At 52.4% G+C, this 19683-nt stretch carries 18 protein-coding genes and 2 tRNA genes; 6 read left to right on the top strand and 14 right to left on the bottom strand.

Translation table 11 applies throughout. The annotated features are described in order from the left end of the window. Positions 1 to 297 precede the first annotated feature (297 nt). Positions 298 to 1758, top strand: a complete 1461-nt coding sequence (locus G544_RS0113835) for an aminoacyl-histidine dipeptidase (RefSeq protein WP_027275152.1) — start codon at positions 298 to 300, stop codon at positions 1756 to 1758. 52 nt (positions 1759 to 1810) lie between these two features. Here the strand turns inward: G544_RS0113835 and dinB are convergent, their stop codons facing one another. Together dinB and G544_RS0113825 are read right to left on the bottom strand one after the other, a co-directional pair. Further along, on the bottom strand, positions 1811 to 2866 hold the full coding sequence (gene dinB, locus G544_RS0113830; RefSeq protein WP_027275151.1) for a DNA polymerase IV: 1056 nt from the start codon (positions 2864 to 2866) through the stop codon (positions 1811 to 1813). 77 nt (positions 2867 to 2943) lie between these two features. Then, positions 2944 to 3969, bottom strand: coding sequence for an FAD:protein FMN transferase (locus G544_RS0113825; RefSeq protein WP_051155767.1), 1026 nt, complete (start codon positions 3967 to 3969; stop codon positions 2944 to 2946). Positions 3970 to 4253: 284 nt separating this feature from the next. On the opposite strand from G544_RS0113825, the gene G544_RS0113820 reads away from it, so the two are divergent. Further along, positions 4254 to 4991, top strand: coding sequence for a L,D-transpeptidase family protein (locus G544_RS0113820; protein ID WP_027275149.1), 738 nt, complete (start codon positions 4254 to 4256; stop codon positions 4989 to 4991). Positions 4992 to 4997: 6 nt separating this feature from the next. On the opposite strand, the gene G544_RS0113815 is transcribed toward G544_RS0113820, so the two are convergent. From G544_RS0113815 to dnaQ, 5 genes are all read right to left on the bottom strand, one after another. Continuing rightward, a complete protein-coding gene (locus G544_RS0113815; RefSeq protein WP_027275148.1) occupies positions 4998 to 5765 on the bottom strand; it encodes a class II glutamine amidotransferase in 768 nt (255 codons plus the stop codon). A 39-nt stretch (positions 5766 to 5804) separates the two neighbouring features. Further along, positions 5805 to 6389: a D-sedoheptulose 7-phosphate isomerase gene (gene lpcA / locus G544_RS0113810; RefSeq protein WP_027275147.1), complete on the bottom strand. Its 585-nt coding sequence runs from the start codon at positions 6387 to 6389 to the stop codon at positions 5805 to 5807. Between the two features lie 76 nt (positions 6390 to 6465). After that, on the bottom strand, positions 6466 to 7095 hold the full coding sequence (locus tag G544_RS0113805; RefSeq protein ID WP_027275146.1) for a hypothetical protein: 630 nt from the start codon (positions 7093 to 7095) through the stop codon (positions 6466 to 6468). Between the two features lie 126 nt (positions 7096 to 7221). Next, a tRNA-Asp gene (locus tag G544_RS0113800) sits at positions 7222 to 7298 on the bottom strand. Positions 7299 to 7403: 105 nt separating this feature from the next. Further along, positions 7404 to 8168, bottom strand: coding sequence for a DNA polymerase III subunit epsilon (gene dnaQ, locus G544_RS0113795; protein WP_134389001.1), 765 nt, complete (start codon positions 8166 to 8168; stop codon positions 7404 to 7406). A 47-nt stretch (positions 8169 to 8215) separates the two neighbouring features. Between dnaQ and rnhA the strand changes: the two genes are divergently transcribed. After that, positions 8216 to 8683: a ribonuclease HI gene (gene rnhA / locus G544_RS0113790; RefSeq protein WP_027275144.1), complete on the top strand. Its 468-nt coding sequence runs from the start codon at positions 8216 to 8218 to the stop codon at positions 8681 to 8683. A gap of 14 nt (positions 8684 to 8697) precedes the next feature. Here the strand turns inward: rnhA and G544_RS0113785 are convergent, their stop codons facing one another. Further along, the gene (locus G544_RS0113785) at positions 8698 to 9417 is read right to left on the bottom strand and encodes a class I SAM-dependent methyltransferase (protein ID WP_027275143.1); all 720 of its coding nucleotides are present in this window, start codon (positions 9415 to 9417) and stop codon (positions 8698 to 8700) included. A 46-nt stretch (positions 9418 to 9463) separates the two neighbouring features. Here G544_RS0113785 and gloB point away from each other — a divergent pair, with 46 nt between their 5' ends. Together gloB and mltD are read left to right on the top strand one after the other, a co-directional pair. After that, positions 9464 to 10219 (top strand): hydroxyacylglutathione hydrolase, encoded by a 756-nt coding sequence (gene gloB, locus G544_RS0113780; protein ID WP_027275142.1) that lies wholly within the window; start codon positions 9464 to 9466, stop codon positions 10217 to 10219. Between the two features lie 72 nt (positions 10220 to 10291). After that, positions 10292 to 11815 carry a murein transglycosylase D gene (gene mltD, locus G544_RS0113775; RefSeq protein WP_027275141.1) on the top strand — a complete coding sequence of 508 codons (1524 nt, stop codon included), beginning with the start codon at positions 10292 to 10294 and terminating at the stop codon, positions 11813 to 11815. A gap of 18 nt (positions 11816 to 11833) precedes the next feature. On the opposite strand, the gene G544_RS0113770 is transcribed toward mltD, so the two are convergent. From G544_RS0113770 to G544_RS0113755, 4 genes are all read right to left on the bottom strand, one after another. Next, positions 11834 to 12628: an endonuclease/exonuclease/phosphatase family protein gene (locus tag G544_RS0113770; protein ID WP_036024179.1), complete on the bottom strand. Its 795-nt coding sequence runs from the start codon at positions 12626 to 12628 to the stop codon at positions 11834 to 11836. A gap of 220 nt (positions 12629 to 12848) precedes the next feature. Then, entirely contained in the window at positions 12849 to 14564 is a 1716-nt protein-coding gene (locus G544_RS0113765; RefSeq protein ID WP_027275139.1) for a ShlB/FhaC/HecB family hemolysin secretion/activation protein, read from the bottom strand. A 63-nt stretch (positions 14565 to 14627) separates the two neighbouring features. Beyond that, positions 14628 to 15782 carry a collagen-like triple helix repeat-containing protein gene (locus G544_RS20645; RefSeq protein ID WP_081650799.1) on the bottom strand — a complete coding sequence of 385 codons (1155 nt, stop codon included), beginning with the start codon at positions 15780 to 15782 and terminating at the stop codon, positions 14628 to 14630. Positions 15783 to 16197: 415 nt separating this feature from the next. Continuing rightward, positions 16198 to 17373, bottom strand: coding sequence for an MFS transporter (locus tag G544_RS0113755; RefSeq protein ID WP_027275138.1), 1176 nt, complete (start codon positions 17371 to 17373; stop codon positions 16198 to 16200). A 104-nt stretch (positions 17374 to 17477) separates the two neighbouring features. On the opposite strand from G544_RS0113755, the gene yafC reads away from it, so the two are divergent. Continuing rightward, positions 17478 to 18362 (top strand): DNA-binding transcriptional regulator YafC, encoded by an 885-nt coding sequence (gene yafC / locus G544_RS0113750; protein ID WP_027275137.1) that lies wholly within the window; start codon positions 17478 to 17480, stop codon positions 18360 to 18362. A 24-nt stretch (positions 18363 to 18386) separates the two neighbouring features. Here the strand turns inward: yafC and dkgB are convergent, their stop codons facing one another. Beyond that, positions 18387 to 19193, bottom strand: a complete 807-nt coding sequence (gene dkgB, locus G544_RS0113745) for a 2,5-didehydrogluconate reductase DkgB (protein ID WP_027275136.1) — start codon at positions 19191 to 19193, stop codon at positions 18387 to 18389. Between the two features lie 161 nt (positions 19194 to 19354). Further along, positions 19355 to 19431: transfer RNA gene (locus tag G544_RS0113740), tRNA-Asp, on the bottom strand. Positions 19432 to 19683: the final 252 nt, after the last annotated feature.

Below are 19683 nucleotides of genomic sequence, written 5' to 3'. Positions count from 1 at the left end.
CTAGACGGCTTTAACTAATGAATCAGGGGGAAAAAAGTTGACGGGAATTATAAAGATCGCCGCCCATAAAAACCAGCGCTTCTGACAGAGAATAATGCATAAGTCTCTTCATTCTTTCTACCTCCCTTCCGCCAACCCAAAATATCTTTCTATAGGGCACATTACAGCCAAAAATGGCTACCTCTAAAGCCTCATCTGTGGTTAATATGCTGCTTATGTAAATTGAAAACCTATTTCCTACGGCAGCGGCCGTTTCCGACTCTCGTTGAAAAAAGAAATCGTTACAGGAGATTCATCGTGTCTGACTTATCACAACTTACTCCACAGCATCTGTGGCAGCACTTCGCAACCATCTGTTCCATACCCCACCCGTCTAAACATGAAGAAGCGCTGGCTCAGCATATCGTTAGCTGGGCGAAGGAGAGAAAGCTGTTTGCTGAGCGCGATGCCGTTGGTAATATCCTGATCCGTAAGCCGGCGACGCCGGGTATGGAAAACCGTAAGTCCGTCGTTCTTCAGGCCCACCTCGACATGGTGCCGCAAAAAAACAACGACACCGAGCACGACTTTGAAAAAGACCCCATACAGCCCTACGTCGACGGCCAATGGCTGAAAGCGCGCGGCACAACGCTTGGTTCCGATAACGGCATCGGTATGGCTTCTGCACTGGCGGTGCTTTCTGACGAGAGCTTGGTTCATGGTCCCATTGAGGTTCTGCTGACCATGACGGAAGAAACCGGTATGGATGGCGCATTCGGGCTTCAGCCCAACTGGCTGAAAAGCGAAATTCTTATCAACACCGATTCAGAAACCGAAGGCGAAATTTACATGGGATGCGCCGGCGGCGTCGACTGCATCACTACGCTACCGCTGAGCCGCGAAGCGCTTCCGGCTGGCTATGAAACCTTCAAAATTTCGCTCAAAGGCCTTAAGGGCGGCCACTCCGGCGGCGATATTCATTTAGGACTCGGCAACGCCAACAAGCTGATGGCCCGCTTCCTGGCCGCACAGACCAGTGAGCTGGAACTGCGCCTGCTCTCCTTTACCGGCGGTACGCTTCGTAACGCTATCCCCCGAGAAGCCACTCTGGTGGTCGCAGTGCCTCAATCCAAGGTCGGCGCATTGAAGCAGGCCGCCGCGGACTATCTGACGCTCATCGGCCATGAGCTTTCCGCCGTAGAAAAAGGCATCTCCCTACAGGTTGATGCTTTTGAATGTGGTTCCAAAGCGCTAACGCAAGACAGCCAAAACCGCCTTGTCGGCCTGGTGAATGCCAGCCCTAACGGGGTGATGCGCATGAGCGACTCCGTTAAAGGCGTCGTGGAAACGTCTCTCAACGTCGGCGTTGTGACGACGGAGCAGGACTGCGCGCAGGTGCTGTACCTTATCCGCTCTCTTATCGACAGCGGTAAACAGTACGTTGTTGAAGTGCTGATGTCTCTGGGCCAGCTGGCCGGCGCCGAAGTGAAAACCAAAGGCGGCTATCCGGGATGGGAACCCAACCCTGAGTCACCGGTAATGAATCTGGTGAGCGAGAGCTATAAGAAACTGTTCGACACCACGCCTCACGTTATGGTGATCCACGCGGGCCTGGAGTGTGGGCTGTTTAAACGCCCCTATCCGGACATGGACATGGTTTCTATCGGGCCAACCATTACCGGCGCGCACTCTCCGGATGAGCAGGTTCACATTCCTAGCGTGAGCCGCTATTGGCAGCTTTTGACTCAGGTGCTGAAGTCTATTCCTGAGAAAGGCTAATCGCGCTTGTGATTGCGAGAAAAACGGCGGGTAACCGCCGTTTTTTTATGGTCTAGGTAAACAGAGCCAGCTGCTTTTCCATCTGGGGATCCAGCAGCGTGACGTGTAGCCCAACCAGGCGAACGCCTCTGCCCTGCCGACGTTCCTGCCAAACCTGTTCGGCGGTCTCCAGCAGATCGCCTTTATCCAACTGCTGCCAGACGTGCTCCTGCGTAGTTAGTTGAAAATCATCAAACTTAAGCTTGACGCCCTGGCGGGCGATGCGCAGATCCGGCCTTGCCTTGCTGAGCCTACGCTCCAATTCAGGATAGAGCCGCTCTATCACCGCCAGACACTCCGCCCAGCTATAGATATCTACCGACAGCGTAGTTTCAACGCCGATAGACTTACGCTGGCGGTCACTGCATACCTCTCGGTCATCGATGCCGTTGCAGCGCTCATAAAGCACCCGGCCAAATTTGCCAAAGCGGCGCAGGAGAGAAGCCAGATCGTACTGCTGAACGTCTTTACAGGTATGCAGACCAAGATCGGCCAGCTTTTTACCGGTCACGCTGCCGACGCCGGAAATTTTGGTCAACGGCAGCGTTGATAAAAACTCCCCAATCTGCTCGGGCGCAATAACAAACTGACCGTTGGGCTTATTCATATCCGACGCAATCTTTGCTAAAAACTTGACTGACGCCACGCCAGCCGAAGCGGTAAGGCCCAGCTCGCGGTGAATCGCCGCGCGAATATCTCTGGCGATCAGCGTCGCCGAGCCGTTAAACGCCGAGCAGTCAGTGACGTCGAGGTAGGCTTCGTCCAGCGACAGGGGCTCAATCATCGAAGTGTAACGGCGGAAAATAGCGTGGATCTGCTGAGAAATTTCTTTATACAGCGCCATTCTCCCCGGAAGAACTTTTAGATGCGGGCACAGCTTGAGCGCCTGTGCGACCGGCATGGCGCTGTGTACGCCAAAACGCCGGGCCACGTAGTTAGCGGTGCTTATCACGCCCCGCTGCTCTCGGCTCCCGCCGACCGCCATCGGAATATCAACCAGCGAGGGATCGTCGCGCATCTCAACGGCGGCATAAAAGCAGTCCATATCGACATGAATGATCTTGCGCACGACGAACTCCTGAATCAGAAACTGTACAAATATACAGTCAAGATTAGCATTCCTCAAGCGAAACGACGCTTAGTGCATCAGGGCGCAACCAGAAAGGGCTTAAACGCCGACGAAAAGTGTTCGGTAAATCCCTCTGGCGTCGAAGAAATCATCATTACGGGAAGGCCGAGCGACTCCGCCAGCGCCATTCCCTCCTTGACACCCAAGACGGTCAGCGCCGTTGCCCAGCCGTCCGCCGTCATACAGGATGGGCTAATCACCGTAACGGAAACGACGTCGCTCATTATCGGCCTGCCGGAACGGGGATCGAGGGTATGGGAATAGCGTATGCCGTCCGCGTCAAAGAAGTTACGATAGCTGCCCGAAGTCGCCATCGACATGTTCCCTGGCTCAACGACGCGCTGTACCTGCTGTTCAACCCCGGTAACCGGCTTTTCAACCGCGATTCGCCAAAGTTTTTTCCGCTCGTTCAGCCCGCGGGTTCGAACCTCGCCGCCAATATCGACCATATAGTTCTGAATGCCTAACGACTCCAGATACTCCGCCACGGCGTCGACGCCATAGCCTTTTGCAATAGCCGACAGATCGAGATAAAGCTCCGGCACGCGCTTTATCAGGCTCTGCCCCTGAACTTCAAGTTTATCCATACCGACCCAGGCCCGGCGCTGGGCGATTTCAGCTTCATCGGGCGGCGCATCCGGTCTGGCTTCTGGGCCGAACCCCCACAGGTTCACCAGCGGCCCGACGGTAACATCGAGCGCACCCTGACTCAACCTACTGATACGAAAAGCTTCGTTGACTACGCGGACGGTGGCCGCAGAAACGGGAAACGGCTGATTCACCACTCGGCTTTGATTGAATCGGCTGAGTTCAGAAGCCGGCCTGTAGGTGGACATCTGGTCGTTAACCTCTTCAAGCAATGCGTCAATTTTTTGCTTTAGCGGCTCGGCGCCCGGCGCGCTCGGCGCGGGAAGATATTTGATGGAGTAATAGGTCCCCATCGTCTTACCGTCCAGAGAGACCCGTTCAGGCTGACAGCCAAAAATAAAAAGCAGCGAAACGGCGACAGCAAAGGGCGCCAGCCTACGAGAAAACCAATTCAACCTTCCACCTCAGTCAATACAATAAAAACTCACAAAAGAGCATCGCCATTTTTACATGGAAAACGACATCTTTTACACCCTACGTTCCGAATGGACACATTAATGCCGATTTTGAAACTCGAAATCTCGTGAAGCCCCCTAAATATGGGCGATTGCGCTAAAAATCGTTGCTCTTTTTTCATCGGCTGGCATACACTATCGTCCATCGTATGCGCGGCGTTTGCCGCCGTTTTTGTTTACTAATTCGATTTGTTATGGAATACGCTTTTACAACAGGAAAGAAAATGGGCAAAACCCTGCTGCTGCTCAGCCTGCTGCTCCCTTTGACGGTGTTTCAAACCTATGCTCAACCGACTCTCTCTCAGGAGCAGGAGTCATACCCGATTTCGCCGCAAAAGCAGCGCTTTCTGGGCAAGCCGGTATATATCCGCATTATTAAAGAAGAAAAGAAGCTGGAACTGTTCGTTAAAGATCGGGGAAACTTTCAGCTCATACAGACATATCCTATCTGTAACTACTCCGGCGGCCTCGGGCCCAAACGCTTCCAGGGTGATTTCAAGAGCCCTGAGGGCTTTTATCAGGTCACGATGGGCAGCCTGAACCCCAACAGCAAGTTTTACCGTTCTTTTAACCTCGGCTACCCCAACCAGTTTGACAAAGAGCATGGTTTTACCGGTAAGCATCTGATGGTGCACGGCGACTGTGTGTCAGAAGGGTGCTATGCCATGACCAACCGGCAGATTGCCGAAATTTACCAATTTATTGAGTATGCGCTGATCGGCGGACAGCCTCAGGTCGACGTCGGCATTTTCCCCTTCCGCATGACGGAAGAGAACATGCAGCGCTACAGCCATTCGGTACACTATGACTTCTGGCAGCAGCTAAAGCCTGGGTACGACTTCTTTGAGCGCACCCACCAGCCGCCCAGCGTTACCGTGGCGAACGGGCGCTACAGCCTGGAATCTCAGGAGCTGTTGGCTAACCGTAAGACAACCGACAGCCGAAATCCTTTCGCCCAATAATTCAGCTTAAAGAACGCGCTCTCCCAGATGGAACAGCGCGAACTCACCGGGCTCAATCTTTTGCCACTGCTCGTTTCCCGTTAGCGGCTGAGTGGCAATCACGGTAACGACGTCGTTTGGCGTCGTTTCTCGCTGAAAGTCTATTTCAACGTCTTCATCAAGCAGCGTCGCTTTGCCAAAAGGGGCGCGGCGCGTTAGCCAGTGCAGCCGGGTGGAGCAATAGGCCATCACATAGTCGCCGTCAGACAGCAGCATGTTGAAAACGCCCTTCTTCCTAAGCTGCCCGGCGCAGGACGCGATAAAGCGAAATACGGCAGGCCAGTTGGACGGGCGCCTTGGATAGCGCTGTTTGAGCTGTTCCAACAGCCAGCAAAAGGCGTATTCGCTGTCCGTCTCGCCAATGGGAATAAACGACGGGTTCTTCAGGCTGCGGTAGCCTTTTAGCTGACCGTTATGGGCGAAAGTCCAATTCTTTCCCCACAGCTCCCGGGTAAACGGGTGCGTGTTTTCCAACGCCACCGCGCCCCGATTAGCCTGACGAATATGAGAAACGACGGCGCAGGACTTTATAGGATATTCCTGCACCAGGCGAGCGATAGGCGAATTGTAGCCGGGATTGGGATCGCGGAAGGTTCGACATCCCTTCCCCTCGTAAAAGGTGATGCCCCACCCGTCTTTATGCGGACCGGTGCGGCCGCCGCGCTGAATCAGGCCGGTGAAGCTAAAGCAAATGTCGGTCGGCACATTGGCGCTCATTCCGAGTAACTCACACATACCGCCCTCCTCAATCACACAACGCCATCGGCCCGAACGTCAAAACGACTTTTCCATCTCTTTTTCAACCAGCAGCATCAGGATGTGAATCACCTTAATGTGCACTTCCTGGATGCGGTCTGCGTAACCAAAGTGCGGCACGCGGATCTCGACGTCGGCCATACCGTTCATCTTGCCGCCGTCCTTGCCGGTCATCAGGATAACCTTCATTCCTTTGGCGCGTGCGGCGTCGATCGCCTTTAAAATATTGGCGGAATTACCGGACGTCGACAGGCCAAACAGCACGTCGCCTTCGCGCCCTACGGCTTCAAGATAGCGAGAAAACACGTAGTCAAAGCCAAAGTCGTTGCTGACGCAGGAGAGATGGCTGGGATCGGAGATAGCGATAGCCGGATAGCCGGGGCGATTTTCGCGGTAGCGTCCGGTCAGCTCTTCGGCAAAGTGCATCGCATCGCAGTGTGAACCGCCATTACCGCAGGACAGCACCTTTCCACCCGACTTGAAGGACTCCGCCAGCAGTAAAGCAGCGCGTTCGACGGCCGCAATGTTCGCATCATCGCTAAGAAACTTATTTAACACCTGAGCCGCTTCGTTTAGCTCGCTGCGAATAAGATCCTGATACATATCACACCTCTTGGGTAATCAAATAAAATCAATCAATGCCGGGCAGTTTAACGGATGGCCGCAGCAGCGAAAAGGGCTATTCGGCTGGTGGAGAAGAATCAGGCCGCCCGCCGCCAGAACCGCTCGAATAATAGAGGTTACTAAGCTGTTGGCGGTTAAAGGCCCAAACCAGCGGCAGCAGTAATAGAGAAGAAATAGCGGTCGCTATTATCGTTAAAATCCAAAACGTCGCGCACAGGCTGCGCGCCGTATGTGACCAGTTAGCGCTGTAGCTTGTCACCATCATCGCCGTCATGATAAGCACGGCGCCTACGAGAACAATATAGACGCTGGCTAAGGTTTCTTCCCCGGCGCGCGCCGTTATCGTTCCGAAGGCAAGGATCAGATAGAGAACAAGGCAGACGACGCCGATGGCGTATCCCGGCTTTTCTTTGCCAAGCTGAAAACGCATGGCCGTTTCCTGCAGCGCGGGACGATCCTCACCCGCCCCGAAGAGGTCAATCCATCCATTGCGAGGATTTTGACAAAAAAGCGTACGCTTCCCGCGCTTGATAACCGCCGACGTGGCGTCGCTTTTCGCCACGATGCTTCCCCCCTTTTTCCATACGAGCTCAAGTTCAGGAATACGAGCAGAAAGCGCCTCAAAAAAGGCCTCAACAAAGCCGGCGTCAAACGTCTTTTTAAAAAGAAACTTAAGAAACCACATGCGGACAGTCCGATAAATTGGCAATGGGAGTAATGTAGCGGAAGCGCGGGGGCAAAGGCAAAGGGAACTGGGGATATGACAAAAGAAAAAGGCCTGCGTTAAATAATAACGTAGGCCTTAAATAAGTGGCGGAACGGACGGGACTCGAACCCGCGACCCCCTGCGTGACAGGCAGGTATTCTAACCAACTGAACTACCGCTCCACTCGAATGTGGCAGATACTAAGGCCCAGCCCCTTTCCCGTCAACCTAAATTTATCAAAACGAAATCAATTGCGCATAAATTCAACGAAATGCGCATAACCCACGCTAATTAACCGTGTCGCCCTCCTGCGGCGTGCGCCACAGGCAGCTTCCCCCCTTCTTCGCCACCAGGTCCAATCGAGACTCGTGCTGACTTAGTTCTTCTTCGCTGGCGTAGATAACCTTCATGGCAAAGTCCGTACGGGCAATTCTCTGGATCTCGGAACCTTTATTATCTGACTGCGTCTCCCCCTCCATCGCAAACGACAGGGAAGTTTGACCGCCGGTCATCGTCAGATAGACGTCTGCCAGAATTTCGGAGTCGAGAAGAGCGCCGTGCAGCGTACGGCGGCTGTTGTCGATATCCAAGCGGCTGCAGAGCGCGTCCAGGCTGTTACGCTTGCCAGGGAACATTCTGCGAGCCAGCTGCAGTGAGTCCGTCACCGTACAAAACGACTCAACCTTCGGGTGATCAGGGCGCAGCTTGCGAAATTCGTAATCCATAAAGCCGACGTCGAACGATGCGTTATGGATAACTAACTCAGCGCCTTCAATGAACGCCAGGAACTCATCGGCAATGTCGGCAAACGAAGGCTTATCGGCCAGAAACTCGTCGCTGATGCCGTGTACCGCAAAGGCCTCGGGATCGACTAAACGGTCCGGCTTGATATAGACGTGAAAATGCCTGCCGGTCAGGCGGCGGTTAATCACTTCCACCGCGCCAATCTCAATAATACGGTGGCCTTCATAGTGCACGCCGACCATGTTCATACCGGTTGTTTCGGTATCGAGCACGATCTGGCGCGTAATTTCAGTGCTTATTGGTTCCATTTTATGTCAGACTTAGGCTTTTAAACTGAAAGATGAGTCTACCAGAGATGTTAAAGCAGGTAGAAATATTCACCGATGGCTCCTGTCTGGGAAATCCAGGCCCCGGAGGCTACGGTGCTATTTTACGCTATAAACAGCACGAAAAAACCCTTAGCGCGGGATATTTCCTGACGACCAACAACCGGATGGAACTTTTGGCCGCCATCACTGCGCTGGAGTCGCTCAAATCGCCCTGTCAGGTCAGCCTGAGCACCGACAGTCAATACGTGCGTCAGGGCATCATGAGCTGGATCCACAACTGGAAAAAGCGCGGCTGGAAAACGGCCGACAAAAAGCCCGTCAAAAACGTCGACCTTTGGATGCGGCTTGATAGCGCTATCGGCCACCATCAGGTGGAGTGGCACTGGGTTAAGGGACACGCAGGGCACGAAGAAAACGAACGCTGCGACGAACTGGCGCGAACCGCCGCCTCTTCGCCGACGCTGACCGACGAAGGATATACGCCCGAAGGCTGATTGAAAGCGGCGAACTAATCTCCCCGATAGATATTTTTCGTCGCCCCCAGCGCGCCCGGCCTGACCTTAAAGCGCTTTCGAAACAGAGAAACCGGATTAATCGTTAAGGGGATTGTCCGCTTTCTCGCGACAATCAGGCTCTGACAGCCCAAAATAGGAAACGACATTCCCGGCCTGCAGACGGACGGCGTCCAGGGAAGGGGCTGAAAGTGGCTATGGGACAGCACCTCATAGTTTAGAAGGCTCAGCCAGTCCATCAGCCGCATATTGGTAAACATACGAGAAGTATAGGGATGGCGCTGCCGAACCAAAGGAACAAGCTTCCCCACGCCAACGGCGCTTATCGGATTAAAACCGCTGATAATTAGCCAGCCGTCGTCAATCAGTACGCGATCGACCTCTCGCAGTACCTGATGAGGATCTTCCGAATACGCCAGCGTATTCGCCAACAGGCAGGCGTCTATCGATTTATTCAAGAAAGGCAGCTGAAGGCTGTCGGCGTAAACGTGAAGATCGCTTCCCTTTGAGGCCGCATGAATATGATGAGCTATTTGGCATCTGGCCGTATTAACATTTACGCTCAACTCGCCAAGTTTCAGCAAGTGAAAGCCAAACAGCTTCTGCCACCAGGGTTCAAGCTGCTGCTCCAACGCGGATAAAAGGGCGCCGCCACAAGATAACTCATCCCATGACGCGGGCGGTGCTACAATCTTCTCGATACGAGCGGCTCTCATGGATTATCATCTCTTTATGTCTAACGTTAACCTTAAGGACATCTCTATGCATCTTATCAGCATTCCCGCTTTTCAGGACAATTACATTTGGCTACTGACGAATGGTCAAGATATCAACGTCGTGGTCGATCCTGGAGAAGCCGGGCCGGTTATCGATTTATTAGATAAAAAGTCCATCGCGCCCTCGGCCATACTGCTAACCCACCACCACAACGACCATACGGGGGGCGTCGCGGCGCTGTGCGAACGCTATCCCGGCATTGAGGTTTACGGCCCGCAGGAGACGCAAAGTAAGGGCGCAACAAAAATAGTCAAAGAAGGCGACAAAATAGATCTGGCTTCGCTGTCATTTCAGGTTATCGAAGTTCCAGGCCATACGCTGGGGCACGTAGCCTACTACTGTGCGCCCTACCTGTTCTGTGGCGATACGCTGTTTTCCGCCGGCTGCGGCAGAATTTTTGAAGGTACGGCAAAGCAGATGTATGAGTCGATAGAAAAACTGGCCGCGCTCGCAGATGACACTATCGTATGCTGCGCTCACGAATATACGCTATCGAACCTGCGCTTTGCCCACCACATTTTACCGGAAGATAGCGAAATTGAAACATATGTGAAACAAATTGAGCAACTCCGCTCAGAAGGGCAACCTTCTGTACCCACAACGCTGGAAAAAGAGAAAAAAATCAACCTTTTCTTAAGATGCCATCAGTCTGATTTACAAAGAAAGTTAGGCTTTAATACTACAACTATGGCGACCTGGCAGGTTTTTGAGCGATTAAGAGCCCTGAAGGACAGTTACTGACGCTTTTTGTTGAGTTATTCGGCCAGCCAAAGTATTATCGGTCGACTTTTAAACAAATAACAACGTGAGTACATGAAGATAAGAGCGATTCTATTCGCCTCTGTATTGCTCGTTGGCTGTCAGACGACCAATAATCAGGTATCCCAGCCCGACACAGGCAAGCAGAACTCTTCTTCCGCCAGCGACTTTTTTGCTAAACACTCTCAGGGTGGCAGTCTGGATTGGCTTATGGCCGAGGACGGCCAGTCAGAAAAAAACCTGTGGCAAGCGGTCAGCACCGAGCTGAAGATGGAGGTCCCGGAAAACGCCCGGGTTCGCGATCAAAAGGATTATTACCTAAAGCATAAGAGCTATCTCCAGAATGTCGCCGTTAGGGCGGAGCCCTACATGTATTGGATTGTCAGCGAAATTAAAGAACGCGACATGCCGATGGAACTGGCACTACTGCCCATAGTGGAGAGCGCTTTTAACCCTAATGCCACCTCACCGGCCAGCGCAGCGGGCCTTTGGCAAATCGTGCCCACGACAGGGCTCTACTACGGCCTTAAGCAAAATCGCTGGTACGACGGGCGGCGCGATCTTGCTGAATCCACCGACGCCGCGCTAAACCTTCTTGAACGCCTTAACGGCATGTTCGACGGCGACTGGCTGCTTACTATTGCTGCCTATAACTGCGGTGAAGGATGCGTACTTAAGGCAATCAAAGAAAACGAAAGAAAGAAGCGCCCAACCGACTATTGGTCGCTAAACCTGCCGAAGGAAACTACTGCCTACATTCCTAAGCTTTTGGCCCTGAGCAGCATCATTAAAAACAGCGCCAGCTATGACATCGAGCTTCCGCACGGCAACGTAAGCCGCGCGCTTACGCGTATCGAAGTCGGTCAGCAAATAGAGCTGGAACAGGCGGCCAAAATGGCCGATATCCCTCTTCAAAAACTGAAGACCTATAACGCTGGCTATAAGCACAACTTTACGGCGCCAAACGGGCCGCATTCCATCACCCTACCGGTGCAGAATGCCCAAAAGCTTACGGCATCGCTGAAAAAAGGCGACGTCAATCTGGTCAACTGGGGTCAACACCGCGTCGTAGAAGGGGAAACCGTTGAAATTCTGGCCCAGCGCTATGGCATTAAGGCCAGCGAAATAAAAGAGGCCAATGCGCTGACAGAGCCGGTCGTCGCTGGGCAGCTCATTACTCTGCCGGTTTCCGCCGAGTACATGAGCCAGCTGGCGCTTCAGCAGGCACAGAGCTCACAGGTTGCAAAAAGCAGCGCTACGTCAACGTCAAAGTATAAAGTTCGCTCCGGCGATACCCTCTCTTCCATCGCTAAACGTCATAAGGTAAAAACCAGCGACATTCAGCGTTGGAACAAGCTGGCGAAAAACGGCAAGCTGAAGGTTGGGCAAACGCTGCAGATCGTCAGTTCCGGCGGTTCTCGCAAAAGCATTACTTATCGAGTACGCAAAGGCGACTCTCTGACCAGCATCGCAAGGCGCCATAACGTTGATATTAATGACGTTCTCAAATGGAACACGGCCCTTGAAGACGTCCACAACCTACAGCCCGGCGATACCTTAACGCTTTACAAACGCTAACTGTCGAAGATGCCGGCTTCATCTGGAGCCGGCATAAAACTTGACCAGCAGAGGATTATGATCCGACGCTTTCGTTACCAGCACCGACGCCTCTATGACCTCCAATCCACGGTAAAACACAAAGTCCAGCGGGCGGCCAAAGGCGCGCTTGCGCCAGTCTTGAGTAAAGCGAACTTCCTGTAGCCCGGTTAGCGTAGAGAAGCGATAAAGGGAACGAATGCGCTGTTTGCTCCAGGCGTTAAAATCACCGGCCAAAATCACCGGCCCTTTATGCTGCAAGATTTGCTCTCCGATGGGCTTAAGCTGCTGTTGATAGATGTCTACGCCAAAGCTGAAGTTAACGGCATGAATATTAGCCACCATAAGCTGACGGCCATCATCCAGCGGGTACACCGTCACCAGCGCGGATTTTGACAGGCGAAGAAGCGGCTCCTTCTCGCGAAGCGGGCAGCAATAGACGGGATTTGCCGAAGCCAACGTCATCACCCCCAGAGAATACTGAGGCAGCATGATGGCCGGCACCTGATCGGCTGTAAGGTAGTTAGAGGTGGCAAATCGGATAAGCTCAGGAGAGGTTTGCGCTTCCTGTAAAAGTACCAGCTGATTTTCAACACCGTGCCTTTTTAACACGTTAAGCCAGTCCGCCCTCTGCTGCTTGAAAATGTTCCATACCATGACGTTCAAAACGTCATGGGTCGGAAACGCCTGCAGCGGCGCGACGATAGTTGGATTAAGCTCGTTCAGGACACCCGGAAACACGCGCTCGGCTGGCACGCCGGCGGAATAACGCAGGGCATAATTTCTTTTTCGCACGCTCACTACCTATTAATAGCCCAGCATCTCCCTATGCGCTACATCGGCATCCCGAGCCGATAACGTCCTTTTGTTTAATTTATAAAAAGCCGCTGGGGAAAAGTGCGACTCTACAGCCAATAACAGAAAATAGCTGATTATTAAAAATTAGACCATTAACGACAAGCGTTGTTCCCCAAAATTCCTGTAGGAAGGCGAGCCATTGGTGAAGCCATCGTATTTAGCGCAAATCGTTAAAGTTCCACGTTAAGGTTACGCTAAAGCGCCAGTCTCGGTCGCGGCTGTCGCTTGGTTTGTCCGCGAGCGGTCTGGCCCCTTCAACCGACAGCGTATAGTGCCGGTTATCGCCAAACATAACGCCCGCAGCGGCAGAGGCCAACTTTTTCTCGCCAAGGCCGCTCTGATTAAAACGCGTTCGCGCAGTATCGGTCAATACATAAGGCTGAACGGTGGCCAACCACTGGCTCTCAGCGCGTGAAATGATATAGCGCAGCTCCAGCTGGCCGCCATAACCATAGTCGCCGCTGGCCTCTCCGTCTGGATAACCGCGCCCGTAGCGAAGCGCCCCAAAGCTGGCGCGTTCGGACTCCGGTAAGCTATCGTTACTCCAATCGCCTTCCCAAGAGGTCGAAAGCCGCCAGGCGTCAGTCATTGACCACGCCCCGTCGAAGCCGCCCTTCCATCGCGTGAAGCTTAAATCGGCACTGTCTTTAGGAGAGATATCGGCGCCAGCGCCATTAATTCCTTGGCGCATCGCGACGCGCGCGCTGGCCGATACCTTTTCCCATTCCTGATAGCCGTTGATGCCCAATTCGGCGGCAGGATATCGAACATGCTGGCGCACCGTCGATAAGTCAACAGTATTACCAAAACCGTTGGCGCGAAGGCGATAGTCATTATGCTTATCCACATAGTCAAGCTCGGTCGATATCCCAAGCTGCCTCTGCCGCTCCAGCACCAGCGGATAGTTAAGGGCCACGCCTCCCGTGTACTGAGTCTGTTTTTGACGCGACTCAACGTTGATATCCGGCGTTAGCTGAAGAAGCTGAGTGTAGCTGCGGGGATCCTCCTGATAGAAGCTTCCTTTAAGCTGTAGCTGTAAGCCTTCATCACTCAGATATTGCTGGTAGTTCATACCCACGTAGTTCTTGCGGGCGGTCTTATCGAGCGGAACCAGAACCGCCAGCCCAAGCTGATCGCCCCATGATGTAATATTGCTCAGTGAGCCGTTAAGCATCGCCAGATTCTGCCCTTTGCGTGAGTCCAGCGTTGAAGACACATCCCACCGCCGGGGCTGCACCGCATTCACGCTCATTGTCGCCGCACCGTAAATATTTGCTGGAAGTTGGGCGTTAGCCTCTACTTTAGCGGCAGGCGTTCGCGTCATTAAAAGGCTGTAGCGATCGAATGTACGCTGCGACAGCGGCTTTTCCTGCATCATCTTTTCAGCCAGTCGCTTCACGCGCTCTGCAATTTGTGGGCTATCGCTGTTAATCTGGCTATGGGCGATATAGCCCTCAACCAATACGACGGTGACGGTCCCATTCTGGAAGTTATTATTGGGCAAGAAAGCAAAAGAGAGCGGATAGCCATCATCCCTATAGCGTTGAGTAATAGCCGACGTCAGCTTGAGTAGCTTACTCAATGGAACAGTTTTACCTATCAGCGGGCGAAACGGCCCAACGAGCGAAGGCAGAGAATAACGCGAGCCTCCTACAAACTGAATCCGTCCGACCTTGATCTCCGTTTGCGGCGTCAGTGCAGGAGCTTCAGCGTCAACGGTGACGGTCGGAACCGAAGCGCTCGCTTTTGGTGGAGCCACACCGGGAGAAGGTTTGGCGGGGTTATTGGGGTCAATAAGCAAAGGGGTCGTATCTGCGCGAACGGCGCCTATCATTACGCTCAGCACAAGCGTCACTGACGTCAGCTGTTTCATAAACTGTCTCGTATTAAAACGGCAGAAAAGAAGCGCTCCCGACAAGTGGGAGCGCTTATATATTTATTTTTTATTGAGATTTGACAAACTCGAAGTCAAATTAGTAATAAGATTTGGGCTTTGAGTACCCGGCGTTGAACTTCCGGCGCCCGTACCGCTACCGCCAGCTGCCGTTGTGGTCGTTAACGTCGAGGTTAGGCCTGAGGTTAAACCGTTTAAAGTTGAACCCAGTCCACCGCTTCCCGCCCCCGCGCTGCCTGACGTACTGCCTCCGTCGGTAGTAGATATCGGTTTAACTAATCCGCCGGTATCCACAACGGCCTGACCGACCCCTTGAACCAACTGGCCAGCGCCGTTAAGCGCAGGCGAAGTAGCTCCCACCTGAGATCCAACGTTGCTAACCGTTGTGCCTACGGCGGTCAAAACGGTATTAACGGGAGAACCAATCCCGGTTGCCGTACCCACGGTTTGAGTGACTTTCTGCGTATCGGCCAGCGTCGTATTCAGTACGGTCGTTGTCCCCGTCGTTAACGTACTTACAGGTTCGCTTTGAACGACGGAAGTCAGCGTATTTCCAACGCCGTTCACTGCCTTGCCCGTCGTATCAACAACGCCGCCCACCAGTGCCGTCGTTCCTTTTAGCGGAGTATTAGCCGTCGTATCCGCCAGATTATTTCCTACGGCGGAAACCGTTGTCCCAAGGCCGGAAACCGTATTGGTCACTCCGGTCAAAGTCGTTCCAACGCCGTTAGGATTGTTAACATCTCCAATTCCGTCTTTAAGGCCTGAACTTACGGTTGTAACGGCATCACCAACGCCACTAACCGTTACCGCAACCGTAGACGTAACGGGATTGTCCTTAAGCGGAATCCGATCGGCGATATCATTAATCGCGCCGCCAAGACCGTTCCCCGCCGTACCCAAATCGCTAACAACATTATTTACGGCAGAGCCGTTAGCCACAGTTCCCGTCCCGCCATCGCCAGGATCTGTTCCCCCGTCGCCAGGATCTGTCCCCCCGTCGCTCCCACCACCATTAGAACCATCATTTCCACCGTTAGAACCGCCTGAATCCCCGCTTCCACCATCGCTATTGGTATATTTTCCGTCAGAACCAATATCGCTGGAACCACCGCTTCCGCTGCAGGCCGAAAGGGAGAACGCAACGGCTATCGCCAGCGCTAGCGCGCCAAGGCGATTTAGGTTACTTGTGCTCATGACATCACCCCACGAATAAATACGCCGGTCGACGTAACCATGAGTATAAAAAGAGGCTATAAAGTCGCCGCGCTAAAGCATGATTTTTTAGCGCTATCAGAGATATACATAAATAGAGCACTACCGGAAAGTTATCTTTGCCGAACCACGTTTGCCAAAAAATAAAAACAACATGAAGCATGTGCCAATAAAGTTATTTAGCATCAGTTAATTACAACAATAAAAACGTTTTTAAAAAACGAAGGAGTTTAAAGAAAATAATAAGAAACCCAACAAATAGTTACGGCATTCATGAATAGAATTGTTCTCTTTCAATTTATTCAAGCCAGAAAAACATATAAACAAAAAGCCGCATTTGTTAAAAAAGATACGGCCTTTCATTAATCAAACATGGGCTACCTTATCTTAGAACGTATTAGCTCATGGCAGCCCTTACTGTCTTATCCATGCGTCCGCTAAAGCCGGTCAGCATAAATGCTGCCAGAACGATGGCTGCGCCAATCCATGGCGTTTGCGACAGGCCATAATGCTCTACCGTTTGTCCGCCAATGACCGACCCAATAGCGATGCCAATATTAAAAGCGGCAATATTTAATCCAGACGCTACGTCAACGGCGTTAGGGGCATACTGTTCCGCTTTTTGGACTACATAGACCTGCAGGCCAGGAACGTTGCCAAACGCAAAGACGCCCATAATCAACACCGTCACCAGCGCCGCATATTGAACTGAAACAGTGAATTGAAGAATCAGCAACAATAATGCTAAAGCGGCAAAAATAAACTTCAGTGCAGTAACGGCTCCGTGCTTATCGGCAAGCTTACCGCCCCAAACGTTGCCTACGGCCACTGAAACGCCATAGCCCAACAGGATCCAGCTTACAGAACCGGGCGAGAACCCCGCCAGCTCCTGCATCATTGGAGCAAGAAAAGTAAAAGCGGTGAACACGCCTCCGTAACCCAGCGCAGTTATGGCATAAATTATCAGCAGGCGCGGATGAGTAAGAACTCTCATCCGCTCGCGCAGGCTGGCTGCGGCGCCGCCGGAAATATTACCCGGCACCAAAATAAAGCTGCCGATAAGCGACACCACCCCCAGCAGGGATACCGCTAGAAATGTCTCGCGCCAACCGAAATGCTGTCCGATAAATGTCCCTAAAGGAACCCCCGTTACGAGCGCAACCGTCAGGCCGCCAAACATAATGGCAATTGCAGATGCGGCTTTCTCTTTCGGTACCAAACTGGTCGCTATCGTCGAACCAATCGAGAAAAACACGCCGTGCGCCAGCCCGGTCAGCAGGCGAGCTACCACCAGCACGCCATATCCAGGTGCCAACCATGCCAGCAGGTTACCGGCAGTAAACAATACCATCAGCGCCAGCAGCAGCTGTTTACGCGGTAGGCGGCCGGTCAACGCCGTCAGCACTGGCGCACCAACCGCCACGCCAAGCGCATAGATAGAAACCAAAAGCCCAGCCGACGGCAGGGAAATGGATAACTGTTCAGCAATGGTGGGAACCAAACCCACAATCACAAACTCAGTGGTACCGATTGCAAAGGCTCCGATAGTTAAGGCAAGTAACGCCAACGGCATAGTTCACTCCGTATCAACAAGATTAAGATGACACGTAGTATGCATAGGTGTTTAAATAACAAAAACCGTCAAAATCTCAATAAAATTTTGCTTCAGGAGCAATAATGAGAGCTACATCGGAAGAAATTGCCATCTTTGTTGCCGTCGTAGAAAGCGGAAGCTTCAGCCGCGCAGCAGAACAGCTGGGGCTGGCTAATTCAGCCGTTAGTCGCTCGGTCAAAAAGCTGGAATCCAAACTGGGCGTTAGCCTGCTCAATCGCACCACCAGGCAACTCAGCCTGACGGAAGAAGGCGAACGCTATTTTCGTCGCGTTCAGGCTATCTTGCAGGAAATGGCGGCCGCCGAAAATGAAATAATGGAAACCAAAAGAACGCCGCGCGGGCTATTACGCATCGATGCGGCGACGCCGGTGATGCTCCATTTTCTGATGCCGCTGATTAAGCCATTTCGCGAACGTTACCCGGAGATTACGCTCTCTCTCGTTTCGTCGGAGACTTTCATTAACCTTATTGAGCGAAAGGTAGACATAGCAATCCGTGCAGGAACCCTGACGGACTCCAGCCTGCGCGCCCGCCCCCTGTTTACCAGCTACCGCAAGATAGTGGCTTCTCCGGACTATCTTGCGCGTAGGGGGACGCCGCAAACGATCGAGGATCTCAAAGAACATGACTGCCTGGGCTTTACAGAACCCGCCTCGCTAAATATTTGGCCGGTCTCCCGTGGTGACGGCCAGCTCTTTGAAATTACCAGCTCGTTGTCATCCAACAGCGGCGAAACCATTAAACAATTATGCTTAAGCGGTAATGGTATAGCCTGCTTGTCAGACTATATGATTGACGGGGAAATCGAACGAGGTGAGTTTATGGAACTGCTGCCGACGCACCGTTTACCTATCGAAATGCCGTTTAGCGCAGTTTACTATAGCGACAGAGCCGTCAGCGCCCGTATTCGGGCCTTTATTGATTTTTTAAGCGAGCGGCTCAGCTAGCTGCGAAGCCGCTCATAATATTATTTACTTATCCCATATTGGAGCCAGCCCTTCTGGACTCACCAAACGGTCGTTACAATCGAGCGTGGCGATAGCCTTTCTGTCTTCACCGTCCAGCCGGAGGTCAACAGATAACAAATTGCTTGCCAAATTTTCGCGCTTCGTTGAAGAAGGGATAACAGAATAGCCCTCTCCCATCGCCCACGCCAAAATAACCTGAGCTGGCGTAGCGCCGTGTTTGGTAGCAATACGAGCAATCAGCTCATCTTTTAGCGCTTTGCCGTAAGCCAGCGTCATATAAGACGTGATATGAATACCGTGCTGCTTAGCCCAGTCAACCACCTTGCGGTTCTGCAAGTATGGAGACAGCTCGATCTGATTGGTCGCAATATTATTCACTCCCACTGCCGCAATGGCTCTTTCCATCAAAGGGATTGTGAAGTTGGAGATACCAATTTCACGCGTCAACCCTTCCGTTTTTGCATCAAGAAGCGCCTGCATAAACTCTTCAACGGAAACCGCATCATTCGGAGACGGCCAGTGAACCAGAGTCAGATCAACGTAGTCAGTACGTAACTTTTTCAGACTCTCTTTCAGGCTAGGAATTAGCTTTTCCTTACTAAGGTTTTCAGTCCAGATTTTAGTCGTGAGGTACAGCTCACCGCGCGGCACGCCGCTTTCGGCTATAGCCAGCCCTACGGCCGCCTCATTATCATAAATTTGTGCCGTATCAACGGCACGATAACCGAGTTCCAGCGCCGTTTTTACAGATGCGATAACGACATCATCTTTCAGACGAAAAGTACCAAGGCCAAATGCGGGGATTGTCATTGCGTTTCTCTTTCTCTCTGTGTTTGTTAAGTAAAGAGATTATGACCAACACATTCAAGAAGAAAAAGAGCGATAAATGCAGAGGATTTTTGCCTAAAAAGCAACAATAGGGTTATAAGCAAGAAAAAAGCCCTGAGTACATACTCAGGGCTTTTAATAAGTGGCGGAACGGACGGGACTCGAACCCGCGACCCCCTGCGTGACAGGCAGGTATTCTAACCAACTGAACTACCGCTCCACCGAATTTTTGTCTCACCAGAAGCGCTCTGGCTTACTTCTCGTACTTCTTTAAATTAAAAGCCTGGCAGTTTATGAACCTCTTCGAGGTTCATCCTTCGGGCCGTTGCTTCGCAACGTTCAAAAGGCCTTGCCTTTTGTCCTACTCTCTATCGAGTAGCGAACTGCCCAAACATCTGCGTACTTCTTTAAATTAAAAGCCTGGCAGTTCCCTACTCTCGCATGGGGAAGCCCCACACTACCATCGGCGCTA

The organism is Leminorella grimontii ATCC 33999 = DSM 5078, assembly GCF_000439085.1.
GTDB classification, from domain to species: Bacteria; Pseudomonadota; Gammaproteobacteria; order Enterobacterales; family Enterobacteriaceae; genus Leminorella; species Leminorella grimontii.
Note: the sequence above shows the minus strand (reverse complement) of the source record. Positions and strands in the feature narration are given on the sequence as shown.

Bases quoted from the DNA above. Each gene is read 5' to 3' on its own strand.
- G544_RS0113815 (WP_027275148.1), bottom strand. From the start codon at position 5,765: ATGTGTGAGTTACTCGGAATGAGCGCCAATGTGCCGACCGACATTTGC.
- G544_RS0113805 (WP_027275146.1), bottom strand. From the start codon at position 7,095: ATGTGGTTTCTTAAGTTTCTTTTTAAAAAGACGTTTGACGCCGGCTTT.
- yafC (WP_027275137.1), top strand. From the start codon at position 17,478: ATGAGAGCTACATCGGAAGAAATTGCCATCTTTGTTGCCGTCGTAGAA.
- dnaQ (WP_134389001.1), bottom strand. From the start codon at position 8,168: ATGGAACCAATAAGCACTGAAATTACGCGCCAGATCGTGCTCGATACC.
- dkgB (WP_027275136.1), bottom strand. From the start codon at position 19,193: ATGACAATCCCCGCATTTGGCCTTGGTACTTTTCGTCTGAAAGATGAT.
- G544_RS20645 (WP_081650799.1), bottom strand. From the start codon at position 15,782: ATGAGCACAAGTAACCTAAATCGCCTTGGCGCGCTAGCGCTGGCGATA.
- rnhA (WP_027275144.1), top strand. From the start codon at position 8,216: ATGTTAAAGCAGGTAGAAATATTCACCGATGGCTCCTGTCTGGGAAAT.
- G544_RS0113785 (WP_027275143.1), bottom strand. From the start codon at position 9,417: ATGAGAGCCGCTCGTATCGAGAAGATTGTAGCACCGCCCGCGTCATGG.
- G544_RS0113755 (WP_027275138.1), bottom strand. From the start codon at position 17,373: ATGCCGTTGGCGTTACTTGCCTTAACTATCGGAGCCTTTGCAATCGGT.
- gloB (WP_027275142.1), top strand. From the start codon at position 9,464: ATGCATCTTATCAGCATTCCCGCTTTTCAGGACAATTACATTTGGCTA.
- G544_RS0113765 (WP_027275139.1), bottom strand. From the start codon at position 14,564: ATGAAACAGCTGACGTCAGTGACGCTTGTGCTGAGCGTAATGATAGGC.
- G544_RS0113820 (WP_027275149.1), top strand. From the start codon at position 4,254: ATGGGCAAAACCCTGCTGCTGCTCAGCCTGCTGCTCCCTTTGACGGTG.
- mltD (WP_027275141.1), top strand. From the start codon at position 10,292: ATGAAGATAAGAGCGATTCTATTCGCCTCTGTATTGCTCGTTGGCTGT.
- lpcA (WP_027275147.1), bottom strand. From the start codon at position 6,389: ATGTATCAGGATCTTATTCGCAGCGAGCTAAACGAAGCGGCTCAGGTG.